Source organism: Veillonella parvula (genome assembly GCF_002005185.1).
GTDB lineage: Bacteria > Bacillota > Negativicutes > Veillonellales > Veillonellaceae > Veillonella > Veillonella parvula_M.
This window is the reverse complement of record NZ_CP019721.1, coordinates 453,800-479,963: the sequence shown is the minus strand read 5'-3', so window position 1 is coordinate 479,963 and position 26,164 is coordinate 453,800. Positions and strand designations below refer to the sequence as shown.

The window sequence follows — 26,164 nt, the reverse complement described above, 5'->3', positions numbered from 1 at the left end:
CATAACATATGAAAGACTAGGGTAGGTATAGACCAACAAGCCTATGGTACATGCAGTAGGTGTTGGCTATATCTACCTTTTTTGTTTTGAAAGCAATATGCCATTTTAGATAGAAGTATATTATTTTAACAGATAATTATAAATTAGTTTTCTAGCAGGCTTTTATATACTCGTCTTACATTAGGAAACCATCTATCTGTTTTAGGAGGTTATATGAAACGTATTATACGGAAGTACGGACCGCCTATTTTTCACTGTATTAATGACTTTGGTCAAGGTTCGCTGGCGGCCCTCATACCGTTTTTTATCGCTAACTTTGGCCTTAATTATTATCAATCGGCTTCCATCATTTTCTGTAATACCGTGGTGGCTTCCGTGGCACAGCCCGTATTGGGCTATGTGGCAGATCGGTGGCGCGTACCCTGGTTTATTCCCGTTGGGTTTACGGTGACTCTTGTGTCGATTAGCGCTATGGCATTGGCTACGAGTTACGAAATGATTCTTGCTTTGTCGCTCTTGGCCGGGGTAGGTGCTGCGTTATTCCATCCCGAGGCGGCTCTTCTTGTAAATCGTACGCAATCTCATGAAATCGGTAACGCCATGGGCCGCTTTGCAGTCGGCGGCAGTGCGGGCTTTGCGTTGGGACCCTTTATTGCTGGTGGTGTTTACGTCTTTGGGGGACAATTCCTTTGGGTATTTACGCTTATCGCTCTACTTGGTGTATTGTTATATCTTTATGCCTTTATGGGTGAGGGTGAAGCTGATACCGATGATACTGATATTGCTGATTCTGCTGATACTGGTAACCGTGAAAGCCGTGCTAAGGTTCTTAGTACCGGTACAAATGATTGGGTGAGTTTCGGTAAGTTATTTTTTGTGATTGCTTCTCGATCTATACTCTTCTCTGTATTGGCTATCTTTATTCCTATTTTGTATATTACTGTTATTAATGGTGAAGCCGGTGCATCTAGTTTGGCCCTTACTGCGTACTTCACGATGGGGGCAGTCCTTACCTATATGGGTGGTGCCTTATCTGACCGTTTGGGCTTCCTAAAAACCGTGCGCTTAGGGTATCTTATCTTCTTGCCATCTGTACTTGTATTTATCTTTGTACCTAATATATGGGGCTTCTTTGGTGCTATGATACCGATGGCTTTTGGTGTATTCTCACAATACGGACCAATTACGGTACTAGGTCAAAAATACCTTGCAAAAAATGCAGGCTTTGCATCAGGTATTACGCTAGGTCTTGGGATTACCTTAGGGGGCCTTGTGGCACCTTATGTAGGACATCTAGCAGATATCTATGACGTACAAACGGCATTGATGACCTTGATACCGGTAGGTGTTATAGGCTTATTGATGAGTTTTTGGTTAAAAGAACCAAAATAGCCCATGCGTTTGGGAAGAAACTAAAGATTGAATTTGTATAAATACTTTCACAGAATCCGAACATTGTTGTATAATGATATTGAATTATTTAGACTTTCATATGGAGGATATAGATATGGCAACTAGTATGGTTATCGGCACTCAATGGGGTGACGAGGGGAAAGGTAAAATTGTTGACTGGATCGCAGAACGTGCGGATGTTGTGGTGCGCAGTCAAGGTGGTAATAACGCGGGTCATACTGTTGTAGTTGATGATAAAGCGTTTGCACTTCGTCTTTTACCAAGTGGTATCTTATACGATAACAAACAAAATATCGTGGGTACTGGTGTTGTTATCGATCCTAAAGTTTTGCTACAAGAAATTGAAGGTCTTGAAAAGCAAGGCAGATCTGCTAAATCCCTTCAAATTTCCGACCGTGCACATGTCATTATGCCATACCATATCGCTCTAGATACTGCGGAAGAAGCATCTAAAGGGGATGCTAAAATCGGTACTACTAAAAATGGTATTGGTCCTTGTTACGCTGATAAAATCAATCGTATCGGCATCCGTATTTGCGATTTGTATGATATGGAAACATTTAAACAAAAATTAGCGTACAATGTAGAGTTTAAAAATAAAATGCTTACGAAGGTATACGATGCTGAACCTGTTAACTACGATGAAATCCTAGCGGATTACACCAAATACGCTGAAGCGTTGAAGCCTTATGTAACAGATACTAATGCGGCTGTTCTTAAAGCTGTAAAAGAGGATAAAAAGGTATTGTTCGAAGGTGCTCAAGCTACTATGCTCGACCTTGATCATGGTACCTATCCATTCGTAACATCCTCTCATCCAATCGCAGGTGGTGCTTCCACGGGCGCTGGTGTGGGTCCTAACTACTTGAAAAACATCTTTGGCGTTGTAAAAGCATATGCTACACGTGTTGGTGCAGGCCCATTCCCTACAGAGCTCCTTAACGAAACTGGCGATAACCTTCGTGAACTTGGTCATGAGTTCGGCACTGTAACGGGTCGTCCTCGTCGTTGTGGTTGGTTAGACCTCATGGTTGTAAAATACGCAGCAGGTCTTAACAGCCTTGATTACTTAGCAATTACACGTTTGGATATTCTTGATACCTTTAAAGAATTGAAAATCTGCGTAGGTTACAAATTGAATGGTAAAGACGTAGAAGGGTTCCCAGCTAACTTAAAAGATCTTGAAGCTTGCGAAGCAGTTTATGAAACATTGCCAGGTTGGGAAACTGATATTTCTGGTATCCGTGAATATGATAAACTGCCTGAAAATGCCCGTAAATATGTAGAACGTATTGCAGAGGTAACAGGCGTGCCTTTAGGCATTGTATCTGTTGGTCCTAACCGCAGCCAAACTATCGATTTAGTAAATGTATTCTAAGCTATACTAATTTGATATAATAGAAAATTTGCATTTGGTAGCATTGATAGAGTGTTATATATTTTAACATTTTTCGCTATGCAATCGATTTATAGAATTATACAGATTAGACCCCTCACAGAGGGGTCTTTTGTATTGAATGGATGCAGAATACAAACGTGGATCCTCTATATCTAATCCTTTAGGTTGCTACAGTAGTGCGGTATATCGAAGTATGCTTTATAGTTATTAAAGTGTGAGTATATCGAGAAATATATAACAAATAATAGAGTATAATTATTATATATGCAGAAAAATGTATATTCAAATAAATCTATCAAATAAAAATTTGTTTAAAATATTCATTTTATACAAATAGCTACGTGCTTAAATTAGTTTACAATGAGGCAAAATTTACTTATCTATAATTTTTTTTGTATTCATAATAAATTATTAAGATACAAATATAAAGAAAAAAATAGATTTACATTAAGAAATAGTATATAATAGTACCAAGAAGTAGATTGATATTTTTTGATAAGGATCTGAGGAGTTAAAGATATGGTTGAAGTTTCTTACGAACGTTTAGCGACGATTTTTAAGGCATTAAGCGATGAAACAAGATTACACATCATCGATATGTTGTCTTGCAATGAATTATGTGCAGCCGATATTTTAGCGAGCTTCAATTTGTCTCAATCTACGTTGAGTTACCACATGAAAATCTTAATTGATGCAGGTGTAGTTAACTCTCAACGTAATGGTTTATGGACGCGTTACTCCATTAATGAAGCTACATTTGCAGATATTTTAGATATTCTCCCTCAATTATACAAAACTAAAGATGAGTGCATTTGCGCGCAAATTAAATACTGCCGCATTTCTGAGCACGAAAAAGAAGCGTAACAATGAGACGTTGGATTATGCATGTTGATATGGATGCATTCTTCGCGTCCATAGAACAACTGGATCATCCAGAGTATAAAGGCCACCCCGTAATCGTGGGTGGTCTTTCTTCACGTGGTGTCGTAGCTACCTGTTCCTATGAGGCCCGAAAATTTGGTGTTCACTCTGCGATGCCAATATCGAGGGCTAAGAAACTCTGTCCTGATGGGATTTATGTATATCCTCGAATGGATCGCTATAAAGAGGTGTCGAACCAAATTTTTTCCATTATGAAAGAATTTACCCCTTATATTGAGCCTTTATCTATTGATGAAGCCTTTCTTGAAGTGAGCGGCATGTCCACCATGTATAGCGGCCCCAAAGCGCTAGGACGAGCCATTAAAGATCGTGTATTCGAGAAAACAGGACTTATTATTTCTGCAGGCTTAGCACCCAATAAATTTCTTGCTAAATTGGCCTCTGATTTAGATAAACCTGATGGTCTTGTGGTCATCCCATACGGTCGTGAAAGAAAGGTGCTAGCTCCTTTGCCTGTTAAACGTATTTGGGGCGTCGGCCCTCGTACAGAGAAAATTTTGAGAAATGGCGGCTTTCATTTGATGCGCCATATTCAGGCCTTGCCTGATGAGAGCAGTTTGATTCCTCTCGTTGGGAATCAGGCAAAGCGCATATGGGAACTAGCGAATGGTATCGATGATAGACCTGTTGAAACAGATCGCAAGATACAATCTATTGGAGCCGAGGAAACTTACGAAGAAGACCTCACCGATGGCCGTGCTATTGAACTAGAGTTTAGGTACTTTGCGAATCGTTTATCGAAACGGCTTCGGAGGCGTAGTCTTCATGGACATACTGTATCTATCAAGGTTCGGTATGATGATTTCACTACCGTATCACGGCAGAAGCGGCTAGATACGCCGTCAGATCATGAGCATGTATTTTTTGAAACTGCGCTGCTCTTGTGGAATAAGCTCATGCAAGATAAAACGAGTAAGAATCCGAAAGGTACAAAGAAAGACGTAGAAGCACTAGGGGCAACTATGAAAGTGAAATCTACTGATTTTAGATATAGTAGTTCTAAAGATAATCGTTCTAACCATATTGGGTCTAAATATAGTAGTTCCAGTGAGATTACTTTTATGGATCCGCCTGGTCCTATCCGTTTATTAGGTCTTACTGTGAGTGGTCTCGATGAGGAGGTTCCTATGCAGGACAGTCTCTTTGAATCCCCACAGGATAAAACAGAGGATAAGCTATCTAGTGTGTTAGACTCCTTAGAGTCTAAATTTGGTGAAACCGCTGTCATGAGTGGGGCGTTATGGCAACGCTTTCACGGAGACAATGGAATACGCAGAAAACGGTCAGAGTTGAAAGCGGCAGTGGATGCACAGCCTGATCAAGAGGATGGGGAGTCTACTAACGTTGATGTAGTCTCAACTAAAGAGGCTAATCGGTCTACATTTGCAGATACACACCCATCTATTGAAGGACCTAAAAAGACCGTCAAAAAGGACTTATAAAGATTATATTGAATACTTTCGCTAATATAATTGTTCGTGTTACAATATGGGTGTAGTGTTAATAAATTACCGCAAGAGAGGTATAGATATGAGTTTATTTCGTGTGGCCATTCATTATGGCGTAAACAGCAATGGTTTCTTGTCCTATGATACAGAAACAAAAACAGTGTCCGTAGATTTACCTGAACAAGAGTGGGTGGATAAGGTAATCGCTTACTTGAATAATGAACATGCTATTGAGCATGCTACAGGTCTTGATACGTATGAACGATTGACCGTAAAACCATTAGAATCTTTGGATAATCTTAAGTTAGCTTTAACACGTATGTGGGAAGCAATCGACGTACAAGTTGATTGGAGTCGTCCGGCATAAATTGAATGAAAACACCTTGTGATCTACAAGTTAGTAGAAACAAGGTGTTTTTTGTTTTGCGTATTTTTGTAGGTACATCTTAACAGCATTTAAATATATAGCATTGAAATTCTCATTTTAAAATTATAAATGATATCGTGTATACAAAATTTATAAAGGTTTAGGGTTGTTCTGTTAAAAAATTTGTGCTATTCTAATTATATATTAATGGATAATAATTATCCGTTAATAATTTTTATCGTAATTGAGATATATGATTTAAAAATTATGTAAAGTAAATTACTTTAATTTTGATCTCTAAGTAGGAGTTTGTAACATGAATAATGAAAAGAAACTAACAACCGCCTTTGGCGCTCCCGTACCAGATAATCGCAATTCTGCTACAGCAGGTAAACGTGGTCCTGTATTGATGCAAGATGTTTGGCTCATGGAGAAATTAGCGCATTTTGAGCGCGAAGTGATTCCTGAACGCCGCATGCATGCTAAAGGATCCGGTGCATTTGGTACTTTCACAGTAACTAACGATATTACAAAATATACGAAAGCAAAAATTTTCTCTGAAGTAGGCAAGCAAACGCCGTTATTCGTACGTTTCTCCACCGTTGCCGGTGAGCGTGGTGCGGCCGATGCAGAACGCGACATTCGTGGCTTTGCCGTAAAATTTTATACGGAAGAAGGAAACTGGGACCTCGTAGGTAACAATACACCGGTATTCTTTATCCGCGATCCATTGCAATTCCCTGATTTGAACCGCGCTGTAAAACGGAATCCGAAAACAAATCTTCGCGATGCGACAGCAAACTGGGATTTCTGGACTAGCTTGCCAGAGGCAATCCACCAAGTAACTATCGTCATGAGTGACCGTGGTATTCCTAAATCCTATCGCACGATGCATGGTTTCGGCAGTCATACATACAGTCTTATTAACGAAAACGATGAGCGCGTATGGGTTAAATTCCACTGGGTTTGCCAACAGCCGATTGAAAATCTTTCCGACGCTGAGGCGGCTAATGTGGTAGCTAGTGACCGTGAAAGTCACCAACGTGACCTCTTTGAGGCTATTGAAAAAGGCGATTTCCCTAAATGGAAATTATGCATCCAAGTGATGACCGAAGAACAAGCTAACAATATGCCGTACAATCCATTCGATTTAACTAAAGTATGGTATCATGACGAATTCCCATTGATTGAAGTTGGTGTAATGGAACTTAATCGCAACCCAGAAAATTATTTCCAAGATGTAGAACAAGCTGCATTTGCACCGACTACTATCGTTCCTGGTATCTCTTTCTCTCCTGATAGAATGCTTCAAGGTCGTTTGTTCTCCTATGCGGATGCGCAACGCTATCGTCTAGGGGCAAATTATTATCAAATCCCTGTTAATGCCGCTAAATGCCCTGTAAATATCTATCACCGAGATGGGCAAGGTCGTATAGATGGAAATCATGGGTCTACAATTGGCTACGCACCAAATAGCTTTGGTGAATGGGCTGAACAACCAGAATTTAAAAATCCTCCTCTCGACGTATCTGGCCCAGCCTACCAATATGACTTCTATGAAGACGACTCTGACTTCTTTACACAACCAGGTAAACTGTTCCGCCTCATGAGCCCTGAACAACAACAAGTCTTATTTGATAACACCGCAGCAGCTATGAATGGCGTACCTGATTTTATCAAAGAACGTCATGCAAAACATTGCTACCAATGTGATCCAGCTTATGGCGAAGGCGTTGCTAAAGCCTTGGGTATGAACATCGATTTCAGCGATGTGAAATAAGATTAAAGATATTATTTAAGCAGCATTAAAATAGTTTATCTAAACAATACTAATGCGATAAAAGAACTTTCTTAAACTAACACGAAGCCCCTCCTTGCTATGTAGCTCATAGTAAGGAGGGGCTTTTGTTGTGGAGAGTGTATTTAAATATTACTAATCAAATTTTTTACTTGTTAAGTCTTGATACATGAGCTTAGCAATTTCATATTGTGGATCACCCGGTTGTAGCTGGTGTGTCGGTAGTTTAAATACGGTTTCAGCTATTTCACTTTTCTTGATATCGATGCCTTTTACATCTTCAGAACGACTTATGGAAATCGTATGCGTTGTTGGGTCTATGAAGTACGCATTTACATCGATGCTGAAAGCTTTATTTTCGTCCTTTCTCATGATTGTACGTAGAATCATGGCTGAAATAGCAGTAGTATCATTTTTTTCACCTAATAGTTGCTTAGATGTATAGTCCACATAATCTGCATAGACATAAATATCGCCGGGTTTGGCCTTGTCGTAATCTTGTGTGTAGGCCTCTACTAAACGCAAATCGAGTTGTCTCCCAAATGGTTGAGAGAACATTTCGCTTTGTAATGCTCGTGTTTCATTAACAGGTGGATACATAGGTATTGCTTTTAAACCTTTTAGCATATCCGCGCGAGTTTCATTTTTTCGTTTAGCACGACGTTCCGCACTGACCTTGTCTAAGCGTTCACGCTCCTTTAACATGGCCTTTTCTTGTTCTTCTTTAGTTTTGTAGGTCTTTACGGATACAACACGGTTACCGGTCATAGTGACTGTCGAATAGACGGGCTTATCTTTAGTAGGCTTTCCCTTAGAAGCAGCAAGAGTAGATTGGACCATAGCCGGTGTTGCACTTTCGATAGATTTTTTTAGCTCTGGAAGATTGGAGTAATCCATATCAACCATAGCAGTATCTGTGTTTTCGGTAGATTGCACAGGGGCAGCTGCATATGCAGATGATATAGCTAATACAGCTAATAGTGAACTGATAATAATTGATCGTTTACATAGTTTCATTACATATACCTCTCTTTAGTAAGAAATCTCTAATACCATCAATAGCTGTATTATAGCATAGTTTTTGCATAGATAGATTTAAAACTGTACTTATTAACTCCTAAAAGAGCCTAAGCAACTATCTGAATCGAATCGATTTATGGTATGGTGCATAGGATCTTTTTTTGCTTTTAGAAATATACAAATTTTAAAAGGATTTTAGTATAACTATGTAGAATTATATGATGTGTTGAATTTACACGAAATGTTACATGTGAATAGGAGGCAGTTATGAAATCTAGTAGTTTGGCATGGTATGTGGCGGTGGCTTGTATTGGAGGAAGCCTTTGTATAGGGCCTGTGGTACAAGCGGATTCTCCGACTAAGGTAAAAATGAATAGCTCTGTTTCTGCTGCTGTTGTAATGCAGGCTCAATCAGTTCAGCCTGTTACTGTTACAGCAGTTAAGAATGATGGAGTTAGTGCTACAACAAATCATACAGTAACTAATAATGTAGTAGCTAATGATGTAGCGGCACAGGAAGCCCTCAAGCAAAAGCAACAGTACCAAGCCGAAACTGAAACGATGGGCTTGCTATGGATGCGTACCTCTGCAGAGTACAGAGCGTTGGCGTATCAAGGGTATAATGTGGCAATGAATGCCGTTAAGATGGCCGTTACTGATCCATCTCATCAAAGAAAACCTTTAGCTATCGTTCTTGATGCGGACGAAACCGTAGTGGATAATACCAAGTTGATGGGTGAAAGCATTGTAAATGGTAATGGCCGTTTTGATGCTCCTTGGTGGCGTCAAGCCGTGCATCAAGGCAAATCGCAAGCCATGCCTGGCGCTGTTGAATTCCTAAATGAAGTACATAAACAAGGGGTAGAAATCTTCTATGTTTCAAACCGCTACGCACCTGTAAACCTTGATGTAACGATACAGAACTTTAAAGAACTAGGATTCCCCTCTGTCGATAAAGACCATGTACTACTATTCGAAAAAGACTCTGATAAACAACCTCGCTTTGATATGATTGCTAAAAAATATTATGTCATTGTATATATGGGCGATAACGCCGGTGATTTCCCAATCGGCACAAAAGGTAAGACACTAGCTGAAAGAAATAGCATCATCGATGCTCATAAAGAAGACTTTGGTACTACCTTTGTGGTATTCCCAAACCCTGCTTACGGATCTTGGGTAAGTGCATTAGCTAAAGGCTACCAAAACTTCAGCCCAGAAGAACAAAAACAAGTAAATAACCAATACCTACAACAATAAGGACGCCTTGCGTATACTTTATTAAAAACGATATAATAAAGTATACATGCGTCTATAGCTCAGTTGGATAGAGCGGCAGTTTCCTAAACTGCGTGTCACTGGTTCGATTCCGGTTAGGCGCACCAATTAAAATCTATTAGACATAAGGCTTTAAATGCCTTGTGTCTTTTTGTTTTACCATTTAATATTGTTATAAATAGGTAACCTTGTATTTATAGTCTATTTTTTATATTATAAAAAGATTGATAGTATTTTTGTATAATGAAGGGTGTAAATAAACAATTTGTACAATTAATTATTATGGACCCATTTAGGAAGGATAATATAGTGTTAGAAACGAAGTTATATAATGAAGATTGTATAGTAGCAATGAAAAAAATTGATACAAATTCTATTGATCTAATCATCACAGATCCTCCTTATAATTTGGGAAATTTTATGAGAAACCGCGATACGAATCTTAGTAAAATGAGAGATAATTTTTTTGGATCAGCAGGCTGGGATGATATGGACTTTTCGGAATGGGAAAAATCTATGGATTGTTTTTTTGAAGAGTCAGCTAGAGTTATAAAAAAAGGCGGTTCAATGATTGTCTTTATGGCTATTATAAAGGTAGAGACAATTATAAGATTAGCTCAGAAGCATGGATTTTATTATAAAACAACGGGGATTTGGCATAAAACTAATCCTATGCCAAGAAATATGAACCTACATTTTGTGAATTCTACAGAGGCTTGGATATATTTTACGTATAAAAAGAGAACGGGTATTTTTAATAATCAGGGAAGACTTATTCATGATTTTATCGAAACTTCGGTTACCCCTAATGGTGAGAGACGATATGGGAAGCATCCTACGCAGAAACCCGAAATTCTAATACAACACTTTATTGATGTTCTATCTAATGAAGGGGATTGTGTACTTGATCCATTTATGGGAAGTGGAACTACAGGTGTTGTAGCACAGAAAAATAATCGACAATTTATTGGAATTGAGTTAGATAAAAAGTATTTTGATATAGCTGTTTCTAGAATAAAAGGATGACTTATGGAACCAACTGTTATAGATTTATTTGCAGGCGTAGGAGGACTTTCATTGGGATTTGAGATGGAAGGGTTTGATATATTATTAGCAAATGAGTTTGACCAATCAATTGCGACTGCATATAAGGAGAATCATAAGAGTACAAACGTTGTTGTGGGCGATATAACGTCTTTAGATTTGAGTAAAGTATTTGGAGAATATGTTAATAAAATAGATGTAGTAATAGGTGGACCACCTTGTCAAGGATTTTCACAAAAGGGTAAAAGAAAAACAATAAATGATGAAAGAAATTTTTTATTTAAACATTATGTTGAAGTAGTAAAATTCGTAAAGCCTAAGTATTTTGTAATGGAGAATGTTCCTAATTTATTAACAGCAGAGAAAGGTTTCTTTCTTAATGAAATTAAGGGGTTGTTTAAGGGCTATGGATACTCTATACGATATGGCGTTCTGAATGCAGCAGACTATGGGGTACCACAAAATCGTAGAAGAGCCATTATTATTGGAAAATATTTAGCGACTCCACCTGAATTGCCCCTACCTTGTAAGCAAAAGGTCACTATTTGGGATGCGATAAGTGACTTAGCATATCTTGAATCTGGTGAAGGTGAATTTGAACAGGAATATCGAAATTCACCTAAGAGTGATTATGAAAAGAAAATGCGTAAAGGATCTAAAATCCTATATAATCATATGGCAACAAAACACTCTGCATTGGCATTAGAGCGTTTATCATTGATTCCTCCAAATGCGGGGAAAGAAATACTTCCGAAGGAACATATTACGAAGTCTGTATATAGTGGGACTTGGAGTAGAATGAAACAGAATGATGTAGCAGTAACAATAACAACTAGATTTGATACTCCTTCCTCTGGAAAATTTACTCACCCATTTTTAAATAGAGCTATTACCGTCAGAGAGGCGGCTAGATTACAATCTTTTCCTGATACTTTTAAGTTTATTGGCAGTAAAATGTCCCAAATGAAGCAAGTTGGAAATGCTGTTCCGCCGTTATTAGCTAGAAAAATAGCACGTGTAATTATGAATGATATAAAGAGAGATAATAATGAATAGACCAAACCCCTTGAATATATATCCTGATATTGATTTAAAATTAGGTATAAAATCTTCATTCCCTAATATTAAAAGTGCTTTAGCTATGATTATTTTCCTATGGGTCGTTTCTGATTCTCCAGGAGAATTAGAGTATTCAGTTCAGGATAAGGATCAGATTATTTTAACTAATGATTTAAATGAAAAAATAATTAGTATGATAGATACTTTTGAAATTATAAGTATTGATAAAGATAATCTATTGAGTAATCTTAATGCAAACCCAATATTTACAGCGCAAATAGAATCTTTAATTGTTGCTTTTGAGTTGATTTGGAGATTGGCTAAAGTTGAATTTTTAGATAGTTCTAAGCCTTATAGTGCTGAAAGAACTGGAAGGGTTAGATACCCTAAAAAATTAATATATACAATCAATATAGACATTATTAATTCTTTGATTGAAACTGATAGAGAGTTATATTTAGGTGTGTTGTTATATTGGTTGGGTATTGAAAAAGATTATAGTCAACAAGATAATTATGCTAACCGTTTGAAACAAGCAGAAAAGAATTTGATAGAGTTAATAACTGTATTATCTGAACCTGCTGTATTTAAACTTGTAGATAATAATAAGGATATTATTTTTAATTTGGATAGCATATATAGAAAAATTCTCGATGCTAATGGACCAATAGATATTAATGGTGATGAAGAGCCTAAGGGCTCATTAAGAATATTAAAGTCATTGTTAAAGGATAACTTAAATTCGTTTTTAGAGTATTCCAATAATGTAGTTGATATTGTGCCTGATAAAGATATTGATTTACAGAAATATGAGAGCAGAGTTAGATGTTTTTTGCGGTTATCTTCTAACAATATTAATATTAGTTACTCCAATCAATTTAATATAGACTCAGCTATTAGCTCAAAATTAGATGAGCCTATCTATATAGATAATAATATATCTAGACAAAGAATTTTTTTTGGCGCACCAGGGACAGGGAAATCTTATGCATTAAAGCTGGAAGCAGAGGCTCTAGTTAGCAATAATGATGAACAGATTGAAAGAATAACATTTCATCCAGATTATACATATGCAAATTTTGTAGGTTCTTATAAACCGATTATGAAGACAAGTAAATTTGATGGATTAGATGAAGATACGAAAAATGTTATCTCAGTATTACTAGATGAGACTAAGACTACACAAGAAAAATATGATACTCTTGTAGAAACCTTTCAAAATAATAATGATTTGACACGGTTACCTGCTCTTTTAGGATTATATTTTGATGATGAGTTTACAACGATTAAGCAAGATGGGACTCAGGCTGCTAAGAATAATTCAGTTGAACGAAATCATGGACGAGCATTAAGAAAATATGTCCAGTTGTTATCAAAAGATTCATATAAAGAAAAAATTTCATATGAATATGTGCCGGGTCCGTTTATGCGACTCTTAGTAAAAGCATTAAAAAACCCTCATAAACCTTACGTATTAATTGTAGAGGAAATTAATCGTGCTAATGTTGCAGCTGTGTTTGGAGATATATTCCAATTGCTTGATCGAAATGATAATGGGGAAAGTGAATATAGTATAACAACAAGTGATGATATGAGACACTTTTTAAAAAGCCAGCTTGTGGGCAAATATGATGTTAATACTATCAAAATACCTTCGAATATGTTCGTCTGGGCAACTATGAATAGTGCAGATCAAGGTGTATATCCTATGGATACAGCGTTTAAACGGCGTTGGGAGTTTTCCTATTATGGACTTGATGATGGAGAAGATAAGCTATCTGATCTTGGGGTACGGCCAAGATTTAAAGTCGGAAAATCGGACAAGTTGATTTCTTGGAATGGGTTGCGTAAGGCAATTAATGATGAGTTGTCTACTGAAAGTTATAACATTAACGAAGATAAATTAATGGGGCCATTTTTTTTGAAAGAATCTGCATTACAAGATAATGATAGCTTTAATAAAACCTTTAAAAATAAGGTGTTAATGTACTTGTTCGATGATGTAGTTAAACAAAAACGTCGATTATTTTTTAAATGTGAAACTAGTAGTAGATATTCTTCTATTTGTAGTGCTTTTGATGAAGTTGGAATTGGAATTTTCCCCGAGGGAGTTGTTAATTCTAAATGGTTAAAGAATACAGAAGAAACAATAACTGAAAATAGTGAATCGAAGGTTGTAGAAGTATGAAGTCGGTTTACATCCGCGAAAGAAAACTTTATACAAAGTCAGAACTGATGGAGTTGTTTTCTGAGTTAGATGCTAATCAATTAAATATATTTATAAGTAATCTTAAGGCTTATGGGATTTTAAAGCTGGTTAAAGGAATATCTAAGCATTTAGAATTATCTAATCTTGTTATTTTAGATGATTATTTATTTTGGGAAAGTGATAATCAAGATAGTTCATGTTATATCTTTAACTATGTAGGAATTATAATTGTTGATGGGTATTTGTTATGTTGTTATCCCAAGTATCTACTTTCACATGATAAGATAGAGGATAAAACTGAATGTAGGCAGTTATTAAAACAGGTTCTTAAGGTATTACATCGATATAATACAAATACTCAGTCTATACAATTATATTGTGAAGGTCTCCAAGCATCATCATTTAGTAGATTATCACTAATTATAGCTTTGTTAGATGATTATTTCCAAAATGGAATTTATATTAATACACAGAATGTACATGAATTTAATGGTGTTGGAGAAATTAATTGGAATCGAACTATTAACTTTATTCACCCCATGTGGCAAGAGGAAGAGCCTTATTATATAAATTTATGGACACGCAAAAATACAATTGATGATAAAAACTTCATTCAACGAATTCATGAGTGTTTGCTTACTCATTGTAGTCGTGAACTTGAAGAACTGACATTACTTGAATTATTAGATATACAAGGTGTTGATTTGACAGATCTTTTGTTAGAGGATTTGGGCGATAAAGAATATCTTCTTCATCGTATTTCTAATGAACTTAATATTGAATTTAATTCGAGAAAACAGTATGTACTGAAGCTCATGTCAGCATTGATAATGGAATACTCATCTGTAAGTGAGGCTAATAATATCAATTTATTTGGGACTAATAGTTTTAATCTAGTATGGGAATGTGTTTGTGCAGATGTTTTTGATAATAAGTTGAAAGTACCTTTATCATCATTACCTTTACCACAACCGGTAAAGATTCCTAATAATATATTAGATACTAAACCTAAGACTTTACAGGATTTAATAGAACGCCCCAAATGGATATCTACAAAGAATAATATTGCTTTTTCAGATACTCTTATACCTGATTTGATCTCTGTAGAGCAATATGGGAATGGATATAGCTTTGTTATATTAGATGCTAAGTACTATACAATACGATTAGAAAATAATAAGATAAATGGTCAACCAGGAATTGGGGATATCACAAAACAATATTTATATCAATTAGCCTATAAAGATTTTATTGAGTTAAATGAAATACAACATGTAAAAAACTGTTTTTTGATGCCTACGGAAAAAGATGATATTACTCATATAGGCTATGCTCAGTTAGAGATGCTCAATAAAATAGGTTTAGAATGTATTCAAGTGCGAGAAATTCCTGCGCATATAATGTTTGAATATTATTTGCAAAGAAGAAAAATGGCTATTAGCAGATTGCATTTGTAAAAGTAAAAGTTAAATTATATCTTGATATTGAGATATTTTATTCTTAATACGTGTTCCTAGTTTGATTTTTAGCTGAGTGCATAAAGGCCATATTTATATTTCATGATCAATTATTTTAGAGGGAGTATATTGTTATTATGGGTGATTAATATGATAGAAAGTATTATTTATGATTTTAATTGGACTCTTATTATAGCAATATTTAGCTGTTTTATTTCGGTAGTAAGCTTGTACAATAGTTGGAGATCTCGTACAAACAATGAAAAGTTTTGGCTGAAAGAACAGTATTATAAATCACTTAGTGAAGCAGTAAAGATAGAGTCTAGCTATGACAATATATTTCCTGATGAAAATAGAAGTTTGATTATGATTCATAATAAATCTGATTTTAAAGTATATGATGTTATTGTCCTTCAAGGCTTGAATAATATGGATATATTTAATGGGCAATGCACTTCAAAAGCTTGCTATGTTAGGGAGATATGTGGGCAGTGCCGAGAATACTTTACGATGCAATATCGAGGGCTAGGAATGTCTAAATTTTTAGTGGTTGGCGTATTTTTTAGAGATTTTCAAGGAAATGAATGGTATAGAGATAGTTATGGAATAACGAAGGTGGGGGACGGTTATAAAGAAAAACTTTCTAAATTGAAGTTAATAACTCCACCATATCCTTATAAAATAGATAATCGATGATTGCGTTTAAGAATTTTAAATTGAAATTATAATTTATGTATTTAAGCTATAAAATAAAGTAGCTGTCATTAGGAAAGTCTAATGACAGCTACTTTTGTAGGCAAGCTACTCTTTAAGAAACAGATATCTGTAAGGGGCTAGCCCTTGTCTATATCTATATTATAAATGGGCTTTACTCAAACGTCAATTCGGCTTTGTGAATTTAGAAATAATCTCCTGATCAAGTCGATCTAATGTAGATGTAGATAACATTAATTGGTATAAAGGGTGTGATTTATACTGAGGAGAAATAATTCGTGCTTTACTAATAGTCGTGATATCTTCTACTTTTAAAAAGCTAGACTGTAAAAGCTTAGGGGAGGATTTGTAAAAGTTATCAAATTTTTTTAGTGATATTAGTATTTGTTTTAGAGTATTTCGTAATTCAATATCTTCATCTGATAAATATGTCATGGCATGATTGATGAAGTTAGTACAATTAGGAAGTATTGTATCATATGCTCCTATAGCTGGTGAAATTGCTGTAAAGCCTCTAGTCTGTAATTCGGGATATATCATTCTAAATGGTTTCCAAAAGTTAGAGCGTTCTTTATCTCTAATTATAGTTTCTAAGTTATCTGCGAGTTCGTAACTGATGGATAATTGATGGGGATGGTATTTAGATGTTATTGGAACTACTGTTACTTTAGGATTGTTTTTGGGACTATTATTTAGTGCTACACAATAATGTTTATATCTGAATTCACTTAGAACATTATACCCAAAATTAACATAAAGAATTTGACCGCGTTTTATATTTGGAAGCTTTGTTTCACAATTTTTGTTTTCTAGAGGAATAAAATCAAGATATGTATTTATCCAATCGTCGAGTTTTTTAAAATGCACATGTGAATTTCGGGAGATGGAATCTAACTTCTGAACTATACTTTGAATAGACATATTCATCACCTATTTTATAGTTTGAAAATAGTATTAAGGATATTATATTGTTATAGTAGCGGATTATTTATCACATTTCAATATGTATTTAAAATCTTTTGCGGGTACTAATTTATGATACTGGTGTTATTCCTAAAAATTATACTTTTGAATATAAAGGGAAAGTAAGATGAGTATATTAAATACAAGATAAAGGAGAGTCTTCTTATTATTAAGTTATAATTATAATCAATAGATACACTCGTATTAAATAGATATATGATGAAAATTGTATATCTATTTATAGTTAATAGATATCACTGGTTCGATTCCGGTTAGGGGTACAAAGATATGAAAGACCTATCTGAAAAATATAATGAGTTAGAACGAAAATATAATGAATTGGCAGCTAAGTTAGAATCTAAATAAAAATATAAATATAAATAATGTGATCAATACTCCTACAAGATGTACTTGTAGGAGTATTTTTTTATCCTATTAAATATGAAAGTACAGTGCCTTTATGATAAGCATTCCATTTAAATTTAAAAGTGCCGTCCTTTTATTATAAGTATTTCTTAATAATGATATAATTAAGATACATATTCAGTTACATAGTCAGTTACATAGTCAGTTAAGTATTATATGTAAGCAACAGTATATAGTGGAGAGTGTATATGAGCTTTTACAATTGGATTCAAGAAAAGCTCTTCGATAACTACGAAGAGTGGCGTATGAAGAGCCCTGATTATAATCGAAACGGTTTTAACATAGTTGGTATAGATAATACTCTAAAGGCCATGCATGATGGATTTTTCATGTACATGGAGTTATACCCATCTCATGCGATCAATGGTTGTACTGCGATGAAAGCTCGTGTAGGGAAAACGCAGGACGCAGTGGATATATTCTTAGACATAGATGGTAAGACCTATCGTATGGCAGATGTGAGTTATCCTGATGCGGTGAAGATGATGCGGGCTTTTGTGAAAAAACGCAGAGTACCTGATCGTAGTTTGTGTGTAGAAGTAGCAAATCTAGATATAGAGCAGATGAAACCAACATTTACAGAGCTAGCAACGTTATTACTAGGCGATGCTAAACAAGCTAAATCTTTTATGACCGAGGCTAAGTTGCGCTCCATGGAAGAATTAGAAGATAGCTGGTGGAACCTCTATGAGAAACTAGTCTCTAAAGGATATGCCGTAGAGTTAAGCTATAAATGTGAACTAGAGGATTTTATTTATTATGTACAGATGTTAATACGTAATAAGTCTTTAGATGCTGGCGAAGATTTAGTTGTTGATACCGCTACACTAGATGAAGAGCAATGCATTACAGATTGGAGTACAGATCTTAATTCTACGTGGAAAAACTATAAGTTAGTAGATATGGACATAGGAACAGATAGCTTTGTGCTAATAGTGCTTTCATATGAGGAATTCAAAACAGCCCAAGAACTAGCAAAAGAGCTGTTACATAGAATCGATGTAGCTGAACGCTCGTGATATAACAGAAAATTATGATGAGTAGCGTGATTATAATGTGGCAGTATCCATAAAAGGTCGTAATTCTTAACTGTAAACAGTTTGCACCGTATAAATGTGATGAATAGGAGAGAGTATTATGAGTATTGTACGTTTGCCAGAATATGAAGCCGAGTTTGAATCGGAAGAGTTTGAAATTTATGCATTGCCGCGCAGTGATGCGAATGGGGCTAGTCCTTATTTGGATAAGTACCATAGACCATTAGTATCCACCGATGCTATCCTAGATACACGAACTGGAGTACTTGACCGCAGCGAAGGTATTTTGACGTGGATTATTGATGGTCTTAAAGATAGATGGGGTTATTCTTTTGAGCCTCATGGTGTCTATAAATTGTTAGTTAAGAAAGCAAAACCCTTGGAGGACTTAGGCTATATGCGTCCTTCTTGGAATAATCGCTATTATGTGCTTGAGGTATTAGAGGAACATGCTAAACATAGCGAGTTAGAGGCATTGTCGGCTTATTTGAAAACCCCTAAATACCTTCATACTGACAGGGGCAATTTCCTGTTAAATCGAGAGTATCAATATTACACAGCGAGAATTGATGATTATGCATTCACTCTTGATGTGGACGAGGGTTCTGATGAAAGCTGCACCGTTGCATTGGAGGCTTTCAATAAAATCGATAATTTCAAAGACTTTGAACAACGAATTAGTGCATACATTAGTGAGCACTTATTAGACCTTGCTAATGATTGGCTCGACAATGATGACCAAGACCCGATTACAGCGGACGTATTTGCCAAGCGTATTACTATGGGCGAATTGGCGTTTCGTAATGATGGCACCATAGAGGTCTATTATGACGACGATGATATCTTCTGGGGACACTGTATCATAGCCCATATTGATGCGGATGGGAACCCTGTTGATGCAGATATTGCAGGCTGATTAACTAATGGAGCGTCCTAATGAGAAAATCGGAATTAATGACATTATGGAATGTTGAAAGCTGGTCTGAAGAACCGTATGGCGTTTACTTTGTATCTCGCCGATTGGGTACTAATCGTTTAGAGAATGTAGGACAAGCCTTTAAAAAACTTAATATTAGTTGTACCGGTTATACTGAAGATGATGTACTTTCACTATCAATATGGGAGCAATTATATGTTCAATTAGATGAATTAGACCAACTGGCGAAGGGGCTCATACAAAAGGGAATACCGCAAGAAGAGTCTGTTGTACTAACGTTAACGGATATAATGCTGGATAAATCAGGTTGTTACGATGCATTTGCACTAGGCTATGACGTGGGAGAATCTCTGGTAGGGCATTTGTATATATTAGTTAGTTTTGATGATAACTTTATTGCTCAACAAGATGTGATTTACGAAACATTCTAGAGTTATGTTAAAGTGGCGAAATGGGTGTAGTAGCCTAGCTTAAGACATAAAAGGTATATAGGAGAGTGACGATGGAAGGTATGTATAATCTAGTCAAAGATTTCTTTAGTAATGATATGAATCTAAATGATTTATTTGATTCCGAAGCTATCAGCTGGATTGACTGGCGCGAGGATGACGAAGATGTGGTGAACTATTTTAATGACATGATGGATGAGCCTATCGATATTCAACCCGTTAGTAATGGCAAACCCTATGGTGACGATATTATGCTACAAAAAGGCGATAAAGAACTCTTAATTCCTTACGGTAATGAGAAAGATCGGGATGTGACCATCAAATACTTCAACGACTTCGTTAAACCTGATTATGAGGTGCGTTGGTTTGTTGAAAGCCTTGGAAATGATACGCTCGGATTTACCGTGCTTTCAGGGGCAGAATGGTCCAAATTAGACGATGAATTTGGGGCGGATACGGTTCGCTACTATTTTGAGCCAATTGATCTTGAAAGTAATATGTTTAATCTCGACATGGATGAAGTTTCTGCATTATTGGCATTACGAGAAAATAATAGATGAAATAGAGAGATGAGAGAATCAATAAGAGGGAAGAATATGGATTATTTAAAACTATTGTGTGAAGATTCTAACTTGGCAGCAAATTTTGATGCTCTATTTGATTTCTTTTTACTCGATGAACCTACAAAACGTGATGAGGTAGAGGGGCGATGTACCTTTTCCGTGGACGGAGTAGCTTTTGCTCGTGATGGTGCCGGTGGCGAATATCATCAATTAGAGGATGGCTCTATCGGATATATGAGTAGCGAGGGGGAATGTGGTCGTATAGCTGAAAGTGTAGATGATTTAATCCATTTGTTGGTGTATAGCATTTGCTGGCATGATTATTGTGACGCCAGCCAATATACGGACATATCTACTCTTGAAGCCTATGCCAATGAGCGACATGATCAAATCGCTTCTTATACAGAAATGGATGTATGGGAAACCGTTGTTCAGGTGCTAGGCATGCCTTTAGAAGCAAATGTGGCTGCTGAATTACAAAAATTCTATGACGCTGCACATCGAGTTCCTTTATATATTTGTTATTTCCATGAAGATGATGGAACCGTTACAGAATCACATAATCTGTTTTTCTAGACGTATTGTTTAAAAGGAGAATTATATGGCTATTGATGGAGTAAAAATCATAGATAGTGATGATGGCCATGATATTTATAATTTGATTGTTGAGCGCTATAGAGATGGTATCAGTATTGATACCATTGTTTCAGAAATTCTGGCTGAAGAGCAGAATTTTTGTACTGACGAATTCTATACAGAAATTTATTGGACTGCCGTAGCCTATTCGCTGTGGAAGATAGGTCATCTGCCGCAGGATATCAAAGAGAATGCATTAGACATAATCGCGAAGGGCGCTCATGAGTTTTGGCTAGAAATTGATAGTAAGGCGCTCAAACAACGGCAAAAGGTGTTAGATACATTAGCCGTACAACTACAAAGTGAAAATCCAAAGCCTCTAAAGGTTCGTAAATCTAAAACAAAGCGAGAACCTCATTTTAAGGTGGGCGACGTATTAGCTGTTAAGTTTGAAAACGAGTATGGAGCTATTTTTGTATCTGACGTGGATCAATCACCGCGGAAAATCGAGTACCATTTGGCCTGTACAAGACTTTTACAAGCGCACAAACCTAGTATGGATGATTTTTTAAATAGTCAAATTTCCTGTCGTAAAGATAATACAAATTTCGGTATCGATACCGATTGTTGGTTTAATCATAAAGATCTAGGCCTATTGCTAGACCATTTAGAAATCATTGGGGCTGTTGAACTGTATCCGTGCAAGCTGTGGAAACTAGCACCGGCAGGCACATTGGACGATATCTACACCGAGATTACAGATGAGCCTAGAAGAGGTAGAATTCGCCTGATAGATACTAATGAATTGGTGAAAGATATTGTTCACCAATAATTATTGCGCTAAAAAAGGGAGTAGATGCGATGAATGCAACAACTCAAACATATATAGAAACTGTGAAAGTCAGTGATATACCCTGGCATCGTTTGACCACAACTTACGGCCGTGCTACAGATTTTCCTGCTCATTTTGAGGTGTTGTGGGATATGAAGGACGTTGATGCCATTGATGCGGCAGGTGAAGAGCTGGCCCAAAACATTGAGCATCAATCGACTTTATGGCATGCTACGCCCTTTGCGTTGATTTTTCTATTACGTATTTTAAAAAAAGCCGTTGAAGAACAAGGCCATAATCAGATCGCAAGATATTTAGTAAAAGAATTAGCTGAATTATTCATCATTATTGCTGAGTGTATTAGAGATGGTCTTATGCTAGAACATGTAGATCAATTATCGAACTTTGAGGATATGCTCAACGAAGAGTATCTTTGGTCTGAAGAATATGATGAAGATGAAGATGTTCTTAGATATGAGGAAGAAGAGGTATTTCCGGATGATCTGTTCTTTAGCTTCTACTACTATTCTTTACAAGTGCTTCTATTATGTAAGCCATTGTTAGACAAAAATAACAAATATGAGGTTACGTTGCTAGAATTGTTGACAGAGATAGAGAACTAACTATCAGTGGAGGCTTCGAATTATTCGGCATTTATGGAGATTATAGATTCCTAAGTAACTATGTAAGTTTTAGATTACTGAGTATCTAGGGAGGTTTTAGAGTATGGGACTCATTGCAAATTATAATTGTATAAGTGATGAAAGCTTAAAAGAACTCAAAGGGTTAGGCTCATCAAAGAAGGATCTTTTTGAAACCGTTGAAGAGTGGAGCGATGAGGACGAGTTATTGCTCGACATCGATAAGATGTGGGATGTCCTTCACTTCGTGCTTACTGGTGTGAGTACTGATCATAGAATAGATGATAATCCACTTAGTCAAGCTGTGCTTGGTGTAACGTCTATAGAGGATTTATCAGACTATATGGCCTATACGGAACATTCTCAAATAGCTGATATCGTAGCGGCTCTAGAGCAGTTTGATATGGATCAAGCACTCGAATCTTTCGATATGAAAGCCTGTAAAGAGGCTGAGTTATACCCAAATATTTGGGACTATGACGAAGAAGAGGAGGAAATCATAGATGAGCTTCTCCATGACTTCGAGCAGATGAAGGTGTTCTATAAAAAAGTGCTAGAAGCGAAGGGCCACGCAGTAGTTTCGATTTGTTAAAAAGGTGGTTATAATGGACAAAGCGCGTAAAAAGGAATTGCTAAAGGCTTATGCTGATGAGCAAAGGCAATCGTTTAAAGATAATCTGCCTATGGATGAAGAGCTATTTTGGAATCTCTTTGACTATGTAGATGAGAAATTAGAGACAAATGATGGTTGCGATCATAGTTTGACTTTCACAAGAGAATTTTTGGAAAAGCAGAGCGTAGATGTTGAAAGTGTACTAGCCTGGATTATTAACGAAGGTGGCGGGTGTGATTGTGAGGTTCTCTACAATGTAGAAGAGAGATTTGAAGAGTAATATCTATGTAATTGGGAAGGTTTTCGTATACAGTTTGTTTTTGACTTAGCGCAAACTGTAAGCAGTCTAATGTAAATTTATTTGTGATTTTGGTAACCAAGTAATCTTTGGTAAAAAATCATAGTATACTAGAAATGTTAAATACTGCTGGCGATCTTAGCGATTTTATCTAAGAAACGCCGGCGTTTTTCGTCCGAACTGTTTTCTGTGCCCGTCAACTGGGTATGTGTAACAGGTTTAATGCCACAGGATTTCAGAACCTGATTTTTTAATACCTTGCCATAGTCCTGAATAAACGGCGTCAAAAAGACGGGAGTGTTATGTGTGGTGATAATCCAGGCTGATTTCCCTTGTAAATGACCTATAAGGCCTCTTTTGCCGTATGAATAGGCAAAGCCTGCTGTAAATACGCGATCAATAAAGCCTTTGAGCATTGCGGGCATACCGCTCCACCAAATTGGGTAGATAAAGATGATATGGTCTGCCCAAGTAATCATATTGCGGTACTTTTCCATGTCTGGCACAGTGCTTAAATCTCGACGTTTGTGCGTGTTATCAAATCGCAATATAGGATCGAATTGCTCCTCATATAAATCCAAGATGTTCACATTGTGATTCTTTGAAAGATTCTGTTGCACTACTTTCAGAATAGCGCTATTAAAACTTTGATGATTAGGATAGGTGTAAATGATTAAAATGTTCATGACTAGTTCCTTTCTGATTAATCATCGTTGCTTGAGGGAATCTGGATAATAAAATGGTATCTATATTAAGTTAAAGTCCAGTGAAGAGTATTTATTCTGAAAGTAAATGACGATAGAATTTGCTAAGGAAGTATTGTTAATTTCTTTTATTTGCAGGTGTTACTATAAAGGTATATAGTATAGACATGTGATGGATATAGTCACATGTCTATTTTTATAAGGAGGACGCTATGCAACACGTTCAAACCCGCAGTACTACGTCCGCGTTAGTACTCACAGCCGTATTGATTGCCCTCGCAACATTGTTTACCATGTACACGAAAATTCCAGTACCTGGCATTCGCGGCTATTTCAATGTAGGAGATGTCGTTATTATGACGTCAGCTCTATTATTAGGTCGAAAATATGGCGCCTATATTGGTGCTATCGGTCCGGCGCTAGCTGATTTATTTCTCGGCTATGCAGTCTTTGTACCTATCACCTTCGTGGTGAAAGGCATTGAAGGCTATCTTGTCGGTACTGTCTATAACAATAAGACAACTACCTCTGCCTTGGTAGCAACTATCGTAGGCGGTATTGTTATCGTAGCAGGCTACTTTATCGCCGAATACTTTGTATTCGACCCAGGCGTAGCCATTGCAAGTATTTTAACTAATACTATTCAAGCTGTTATGAGCGTTATTATTAGCATGATACTCTATGCGATTTTGCGTAAACGACTTGGATAGTAAATTGACAGTCTTTAGAATTCAGACTATACTATAAGTACAAAAGAGCCAATTAACGTGTTCTAGGCGTTAGGCTCATCAAAGAAATTGTGAATTTGATAAACCTAACGTGTCTAAGTATTGCCGTACTTAGTCTTAAACGTTAGGTTTATCTTATTTTATAATCAATATATTGATTATTTCTTAAGAATTAACACTACGAGGGTAGCGAATAAAATCATTAATGATAATGCTTCGTATACAGTCATAATGTCACCTCCCTCAAAAGACGGAGATGAACCCAACTCACGTTAATGGCTCTTTCGTTATTAGTATATAGCAGAAAATATTGATTGAAAAATATGGATTAATTTCGTACAACTTGTACACAAATAAAAGGGAGACTCTATCAAGAGTCTCCCTTTTATTAGTTATAAATAGACTAATATTTATTAATAGATTTTTATTGCATAGAACATAAGTTCGGTTTATAATAAACGTAAGATAGTCGAACGAGGTTGGGATACCCTTTTTCTTTGAAGGGGGTGAAAGCCTATGAATGCTTATGAAGTCATTATGATTGTCCTCGGGATTTTAACTGTCGTTATTTCCTTTGGCGCATTGATAGTGCTGATTTGTCGTAATAACGACAAATAGCCCTTCGTTACCAACTGGTAGCTGAAAACGAAAGGCCATTTTTGCATGTCTTATAATGTTTTGGGATGAGCCTGACGGAACCACTCGTCGACTATCTCTTTATTACATTATAATGAGATTGTCGTATATCGTCAATCTGGATGCGTCGTGTAATGTACATAATATAATAATGCTGTTGAGAGGGTCCGTCGGGATCCTCTATTTTTGTTGCCGTCGTTATAGTACGTTTCGTTCTTCAAAGACTGCTTTCACCGTAAATAGTGCATTCAGTACGCGTGGAAATCCTGCATAGGGGATGCAGTGGGTGCAGACCTCTACGATTTGCTCGGGCGCAATACCGACATTGAGTGCCGCATTAGTGTGTACTTTCAGTTGAGCCTCGCAACCACCCAGCGTTAAGAGGGATGCGAGTGTAATCAGTTCCCGTTCCTTGAAATTCAAGTTGGGGCGCGTGTAGATGTCGCCGAATAGCTCGACCAATAAAGCGGCTATGGCCGGTGAAATCTCTTGAATTGTGTTATACACCTCCTCGCCGTGCAGTCCGTCAATTTGTTTCAATGTGTTCATACCGATGTTAAAACGTGTTTCTTTCATAATTATTACCTCCGTCTAGACGTATGATATATGCTCG

The 26,164-nt window shown here is 36.5% G+C and carries 27 protein-coding genes and 1 tRNA gene; 23 read left to right on the top strand and 5 right to left on the bottom strand.

The window, feature by feature from the left end:
* Positions 1–213 precede the first annotated feature (213 nt).
* The 6 genes from B1A77_RS02360 to B1A77_RS02335 all read left to right on the top strand — a co-directional run bounded on the left by B1A77_RS02360 (position 214) and on the right by B1A77_RS02335 (position 7,349).
* A complete protein-coding gene (locus B1A77_RS02360) occupies positions 214–1,392 on the top strand; it encodes an MFS transporter (protein WP_024061494.1) in 1,179 nt (392 codons plus the stop codon).
* Between the two features lie 115 nt (positions 1,393–1,507).
* Positions 1,508–2,791: an adenylosuccinate synthase gene (locus B1A77_RS02355; protein ID WP_077707804.1), complete on the top strand. Its 1,284-nt coding sequence runs from the start codon at positions 1,508–1,510 to the stop codon at positions 2,789–2,791.
* 540 nt (positions 2,792–3,331) lie between these two features.
* A complete protein-coding gene (locus B1A77_RS02350) occupies positions 3,332–3,676 on the top strand; it encodes an ArsR/SmtB family transcription factor (RefSeq protein WP_004694570.1) in 345 nt (114 codons plus the stop codon).
* Positions 3,677–3,678: 2 nt separating this feature from the next.
* Positions 3,679–5,196 (top strand): DNA polymerase IV, encoded by a 1,518-nt coding sequence (gene dinB, locus B1A77_RS02345; protein ID WP_077707803.1) that lies wholly within the window; start codon positions 3,679–3,681, stop codon positions 5,194–5,196.
* Between the two features lie 88 nt (positions 5,197–5,284).
* Entirely contained in the window at positions 5,285–5,569 is a 285-nt protein-coding gene (locus B1A77_RS02340) for a hypothetical protein (protein ID WP_004694573.1), read from the top strand.
* Between the two features lie 316 nt (positions 5,570–5,885).
* On the top strand, positions 5,886–7,349 hold the full coding sequence (locus B1A77_RS02335; RefSeq protein ID WP_012864949.1) for a catalase: 1,464 nt from the start codon (positions 5,886–5,888) through the stop codon (positions 7,347–7,349).
* A gap of 153 nt (positions 7,350–7,502) precedes the next feature.
* On the opposite strand, the gene B1A77_RS02330 is transcribed toward B1A77_RS02335, so the two are convergent.
* Positions 7,503–8,384 carry a hypothetical protein gene (locus B1A77_RS02330; RefSeq protein WP_077707802.1) on the bottom strand — a complete coding sequence of 294 codons (882 nt, stop codon included), beginning with the start codon at positions 8,382–8,384 and terminating at the stop codon, positions 7,503–7,505.
* Between the two features lie 270 nt (positions 8,385–8,654).
* On the opposite strand from B1A77_RS02330, the gene B1A77_RS02325 reads away from it, so the two are divergent.
* The 7 genes from B1A77_RS02325 to B1A77_RS02295 all read left to right on the top strand — a co-directional run bounded on the left by B1A77_RS02325 (position 8,655) and on the right by B1A77_RS02295 (position 16,130).
* On the top strand, positions 8,655–9,647 hold the full coding sequence (locus tag B1A77_RS02325) for a 5'-nucleotidase, lipoprotein e(P4) family (protein ID WP_077707801.1): 993 nt from the start codon (positions 8,655–8,657) through the stop codon (positions 9,645–9,647).
* Positions 9,648–9,695: 48 nt separating this feature from the next.
* Positions 9,696–9,772 (top strand) — tRNA-Arg (locus B1A77_RS02320).
* Positions 9,773–9,974: 202 nt separating this feature from the next.
* Entirely contained in the window at positions 9,975–10,691 is a 717-nt protein-coding gene (locus tag B1A77_RS02315; protein WP_077708639.1) for a DNA-methyltransferase, read from the top strand.
* Positions 10,692–10,694: 3 nt separating this feature from the next.
* On the top strand, positions 10,695–11,765 hold the full coding sequence (locus B1A77_RS02310) for a DNA cytosine methyltransferase (RefSeq protein ID WP_024062607.1): 1,071 nt from the start codon (positions 10,695–10,697) through the stop codon (positions 11,763–11,765).
* Positions 11,758–13,956 carry an AAA family ATPase gene (locus B1A77_RS02305; RefSeq protein ID WP_077707800.1) on the top strand — a complete coding sequence of 733 codons (2,199 nt, stop codon included), beginning with the start codon at positions 11,758–11,760 and terminating at the stop codon, positions 13,954–13,956. The genes B1A77_RS02310 and B1A77_RS02305 overlap by 8 nt, the downstream gene beginning before the upstream one ends.
* Positions 13,953–15,434, top strand: coding sequence for an LlaJI family restriction endonuclease (locus tag B1A77_RS02300; RefSeq protein WP_077707799.1), 1,482 nt, complete (start codon positions 13,953–13,955; stop codon positions 15,432–15,434). The genes B1A77_RS02305 and B1A77_RS02300 overlap by 4 nt, the downstream gene beginning before the upstream one ends.
* 150 nt (positions 15,435–15,584) lie before the next feature.
* Positions 15,585–16,130, top strand: coding sequence for a hypothetical protein (locus tag B1A77_RS02295; protein ID WP_149026229.1), 546 nt, complete (start codon positions 15,585–15,587; stop codon positions 16,128–16,130).
* Positions 16,131–16,313: 183 nt separating this feature from the next.
* Here the strand turns inward: B1A77_RS02295 and B1A77_RS02290 are convergent, their stop codons facing one another.
* Positions 16,314–17,069, bottom strand: a complete 756-nt coding sequence (locus B1A77_RS02290) for a type II toxin-antitoxin system PemK/MazF family toxin (RefSeq protein ID WP_024062611.1) — start codon at positions 17,067–17,069, stop codon at positions 16,314–16,316.
* A 656-nt stretch (positions 17,070–17,725) separates the two neighbouring features.
* On the opposite strand from B1A77_RS02290, the gene B1A77_RS02285 reads away from it, so the two are divergent.
* From B1A77_RS02285 to B1A77_RS02245, 9 genes are all read left to right on the top strand, one after another.
* Positions 17,726–18,556 carry a DUF6630 family protein gene (locus tag B1A77_RS02285; RefSeq protein WP_077707796.1) on the top strand — a complete coding sequence of 277 codons (831 nt, stop codon included), beginning with the start codon at positions 17,726–17,728 and terminating at the stop codon, positions 18,554–18,556.
* 118 nt (positions 18,557–18,674) lie between these two features.
* Complete coding sequence (locus B1A77_RS02280) at positions 18,675–19,490, top strand: DUF2262 domain-containing protein (protein WP_077707795.1); 816 nt, start codon at positions 18,675–18,677, stop codon at positions 19,488–19,490.
* A gap of 20 nt (positions 19,491–19,510) precedes the next feature.
* Positions 19,511–19,942: a hypothetical protein gene (locus tag B1A77_RS02275; RefSeq protein ID WP_077707794.1), complete on the top strand. Its 432-nt coding sequence runs from the start codon at positions 19,511–19,513 to the stop codon at positions 19,940–19,942.
* 71 nt (positions 19,943–20,013) lie between these two features.
* Entirely contained in the window at positions 20,014–20,520 is a 507-nt protein-coding gene (locus B1A77_RS02270; RefSeq protein ID WP_077707793.1) for a hypothetical protein, read from the top strand.
* Positions 20,521–20,556: 36 nt separating this feature from the next.
* Positions 20,557–21,099 carry a hypothetical protein gene (locus B1A77_RS02265; protein WP_077707792.1) on the top strand — a complete coding sequence of 181 codons (543 nt, stop codon included), beginning with the start codon at positions 20,557–20,559 and terminating at the stop codon, positions 21,097–21,099.
* A 25-nt stretch (positions 21,100–21,124) separates the two neighbouring features.
* On the top strand, positions 21,125–21,931 hold the full coding sequence (locus B1A77_RS02260) for a hypothetical protein (protein ID WP_077707791.1): 807 nt from the start codon (positions 21,125–21,127) through the stop codon (positions 21,929–21,931).
* 29 nt (positions 21,932–21,960) lie between these two features.
* Positions 21,961–22,554 carry a hypothetical protein gene (locus B1A77_RS02255; protein ID WP_077707790.1) on the top strand — a complete coding sequence of 198 codons (594 nt, stop codon included), beginning with the start codon at positions 21,961–21,963 and terminating at the stop codon, positions 22,552–22,554.
* Positions 22,555–22,657: 103 nt separating this feature from the next.
* Entirely contained in the window at positions 22,658–23,164 is a 507-nt protein-coding gene (locus B1A77_RS02250; protein WP_077707789.1) for a YfbM family protein, read from the top strand.
* Positions 23,165–23,177: 13 nt separating this feature from the next.
* A complete protein-coding gene (locus tag B1A77_RS02245) occupies positions 23,178–23,465 on the top strand; it encodes a DUF2695 domain-containing protein (RefSeq protein ID WP_077707788.1) in 288 nt (95 codons plus the stop codon).
* 137 nt (positions 23,466–23,602) lie between these two features.
* On the opposite strand, the gene B1A77_RS02240 is transcribed toward B1A77_RS02245, so the two are convergent.
* A complete protein-coding gene (locus B1A77_RS02240; RefSeq protein ID WP_077707787.1) occupies positions 23,603–24,169 on the bottom strand; it encodes an NAD(P)H-dependent oxidoreductase in 567 nt (188 codons plus the stop codon).
* A gap of 230 nt (positions 24,170–24,399) precedes the next feature.
* On the opposite strand from B1A77_RS02240, the gene B1A77_RS02235 reads away from it, so the two are divergent.
* Positions 24,400–24,897, top strand: a complete 498-nt coding sequence (locus tag B1A77_RS02235) for an ECF transporter S component (RefSeq protein WP_024062721.1) — start codon at positions 24,400–24,402, stop codon at positions 24,895–24,897.
* A gap of 176 nt (positions 24,898–25,073) precedes the next feature.
* On the opposite strand, the gene B1A77_RS10275 is transcribed toward B1A77_RS02235, so the two are convergent.
* Entirely contained in the window at positions 25,074–25,118 is a 45-nt protein-coding gene (locus tag B1A77_RS10275; RefSeq protein WP_414008502.1) for a hypothetical protein, read from the bottom strand.
* A 631-nt stretch (positions 25,119–25,749) separates the two neighbouring features.
* The gene (locus B1A77_RS02230) at positions 25,750–26,127 is read right to left on the bottom strand and encodes a carboxymuconolactone decarboxylase family protein (RefSeq protein WP_008714713.1); all 378 of its coding nucleotides are present in this window, start codon (positions 26,125–26,127) and stop codon (positions 25,750–25,752) included.
* Positions 26,128–26,164 lie beyond the last annotated feature (37 nt).

Excerpts from the sequence above, each read along its gene's own strand:
- B1A77_RS02360 (WP_024061494.1), top strand. The coding sequence starts at position 214 with ATGAAACGTATTATACGGAAGTACGGACCGCCTATTTTTCACTGTATT.
- B1A77_RS02355 (WP_077707804.1), top strand. The coding sequence starts at position 1,508 with ATGGCAACTAGTATGGTTATCGGCACTCAATGGGGTGACGAGGGGAAA.
- B1A77_RS02350 (WP_004694570.1), top strand. The coding sequence starts at position 3,332 with ATGGTTGAAGTTTCTTACGAACGTTTAGCGACGATTTTTAAGGCATTA.
- dinB (WP_077707803.1), top strand. The coding sequence starts at position 3,679 with ATGAGACGTTGGATTATGCATGTTGATATGGATGCATTCTTCGCGTCC.
- B1A77_RS02340 (WP_004694573.1), top strand. The coding sequence starts at position 5,285 with ATGAGTTTATTTCGTGTGGCCATTCATTATGGCGTAAACAGCAATGGT.
- B1A77_RS02335 (WP_012864949.1), top strand. The coding sequence starts at position 5,886 with ATGAATAATGAAAAGAAACTAACAACCGCCTTTGGCGCTCCCGTACCA.
- B1A77_RS02330 (WP_077707802.1), bottom strand. The coding sequence starts at position 8,384 with ATGAAACTATGTAAACGATCAATTATTATCAGTTCACTATTAGCTGTA.
- B1A77_RS02325 (WP_077707801.1), top strand. The coding sequence starts at position 8,655 with ATGAAATCTAGTAGTTTGGCATGGTATGTGGCGGTGGCTTGTATTGGA.
- B1A77_RS02310 (WP_024062607.1), top strand. The coding sequence starts at position 10,695 with ATGGAACCAACTGTTATAGATTTATTTGCAGGCGTAGGAGGACTTTCA.
- B1A77_RS02305 (WP_077707800.1), top strand. The coding sequence starts at position 11,758 with ATGAATAGACCAAACCCCTTGAATATATATCCTGATATTGATTTAAAA.
- B1A77_RS02300 (WP_077707799.1), top strand. The coding sequence starts at position 13,953 with ATGAAGTCGGTTTACATCCGCGAAAGAAAACTTTATACAAAGTCAGAA.
- B1A77_RS02295 (WP_149026229.1), top strand. The coding sequence starts at position 15,585 with ATGATAGAAAGTATTATTTATGATTTTAATTGGACTCTTATTATAGCA.
- B1A77_RS02290 (WP_024062611.1), bottom strand. The coding sequence starts at position 17,069 with ATGTCTATTCAAAGTATAGTTCAGAAGTTAGATTCCATCTCCCGAAAT.
- B1A77_RS02285 (WP_077707796.1), top strand. The coding sequence starts at position 17,726 with ATGAGCTTTTACAATTGGATTCAAGAAAAGCTCTTCGATAACTACGAA.
- B1A77_RS02280 (WP_077707795.1), top strand. The coding sequence starts at position 18,675 with ATGAGTATTGTACGTTTGCCAGAATATGAAGCCGAGTTTGAATCGGAA.
- B1A77_RS02275 (WP_077707794.1), top strand. The coding sequence starts at position 19,511 with ATGAGAAAATCGGAATTAATGACATTATGGAATGTTGAAAGCTGGTCT.
- B1A77_RS02270 (WP_077707793.1), top strand. The coding sequence starts at position 20,014 with ATGGAAGGTATGTATAATCTAGTCAAAGATTTCTTTAGTAATGATATG.
- B1A77_RS02265 (WP_077707792.1), top strand. The coding sequence starts at position 20,557 with ATGGATTATTTAAAACTATTGTGTGAAGATTCTAACTTGGCAGCAAAT.
- B1A77_RS02260 (WP_077707791.1), top strand. The coding sequence starts at position 21,125 with ATGGCTATTGATGGAGTAAAAATCATAGATAGTGATGATGGCCATGAT.
- B1A77_RS02255 (WP_077707790.1), top strand. The coding sequence starts at position 21,961 with ATGAATGCAACAACTCAAACATATATAGAAACTGTGAAAGTCAGTGAT.
- B1A77_RS02250 (WP_077707789.1), top strand. The coding sequence starts at position 22,658 with ATGGGACTCATTGCAAATTATAATTGTATAAGTGATGAAAGCTTAAAA.
- B1A77_RS02245 (WP_077707788.1), top strand. The coding sequence starts at position 23,178 with ATGGACAAAGCGCGTAAAAAGGAATTGCTAAAGGCTTATGCTGATGAG.
- B1A77_RS02240 (WP_077707787.1), bottom strand. The coding sequence starts at position 24,169 with ATGAACATTTTAATCATTTACACCTATCCTAATCATCAAAGTTTTAAT.
- B1A77_RS02235 (WP_024062721.1), top strand. The coding sequence starts at position 24,400 with ATGCAACACGTTCAAACCCGCAGTACTACGTCCGCGTTAGTACTCACA.
- B1A77_RS02230 (WP_008714713.1), bottom strand. The coding sequence starts at position 26,127 with ATGAAAGAAACACGTTTTAACATCGGTATGAACACATTGAAACAAATT.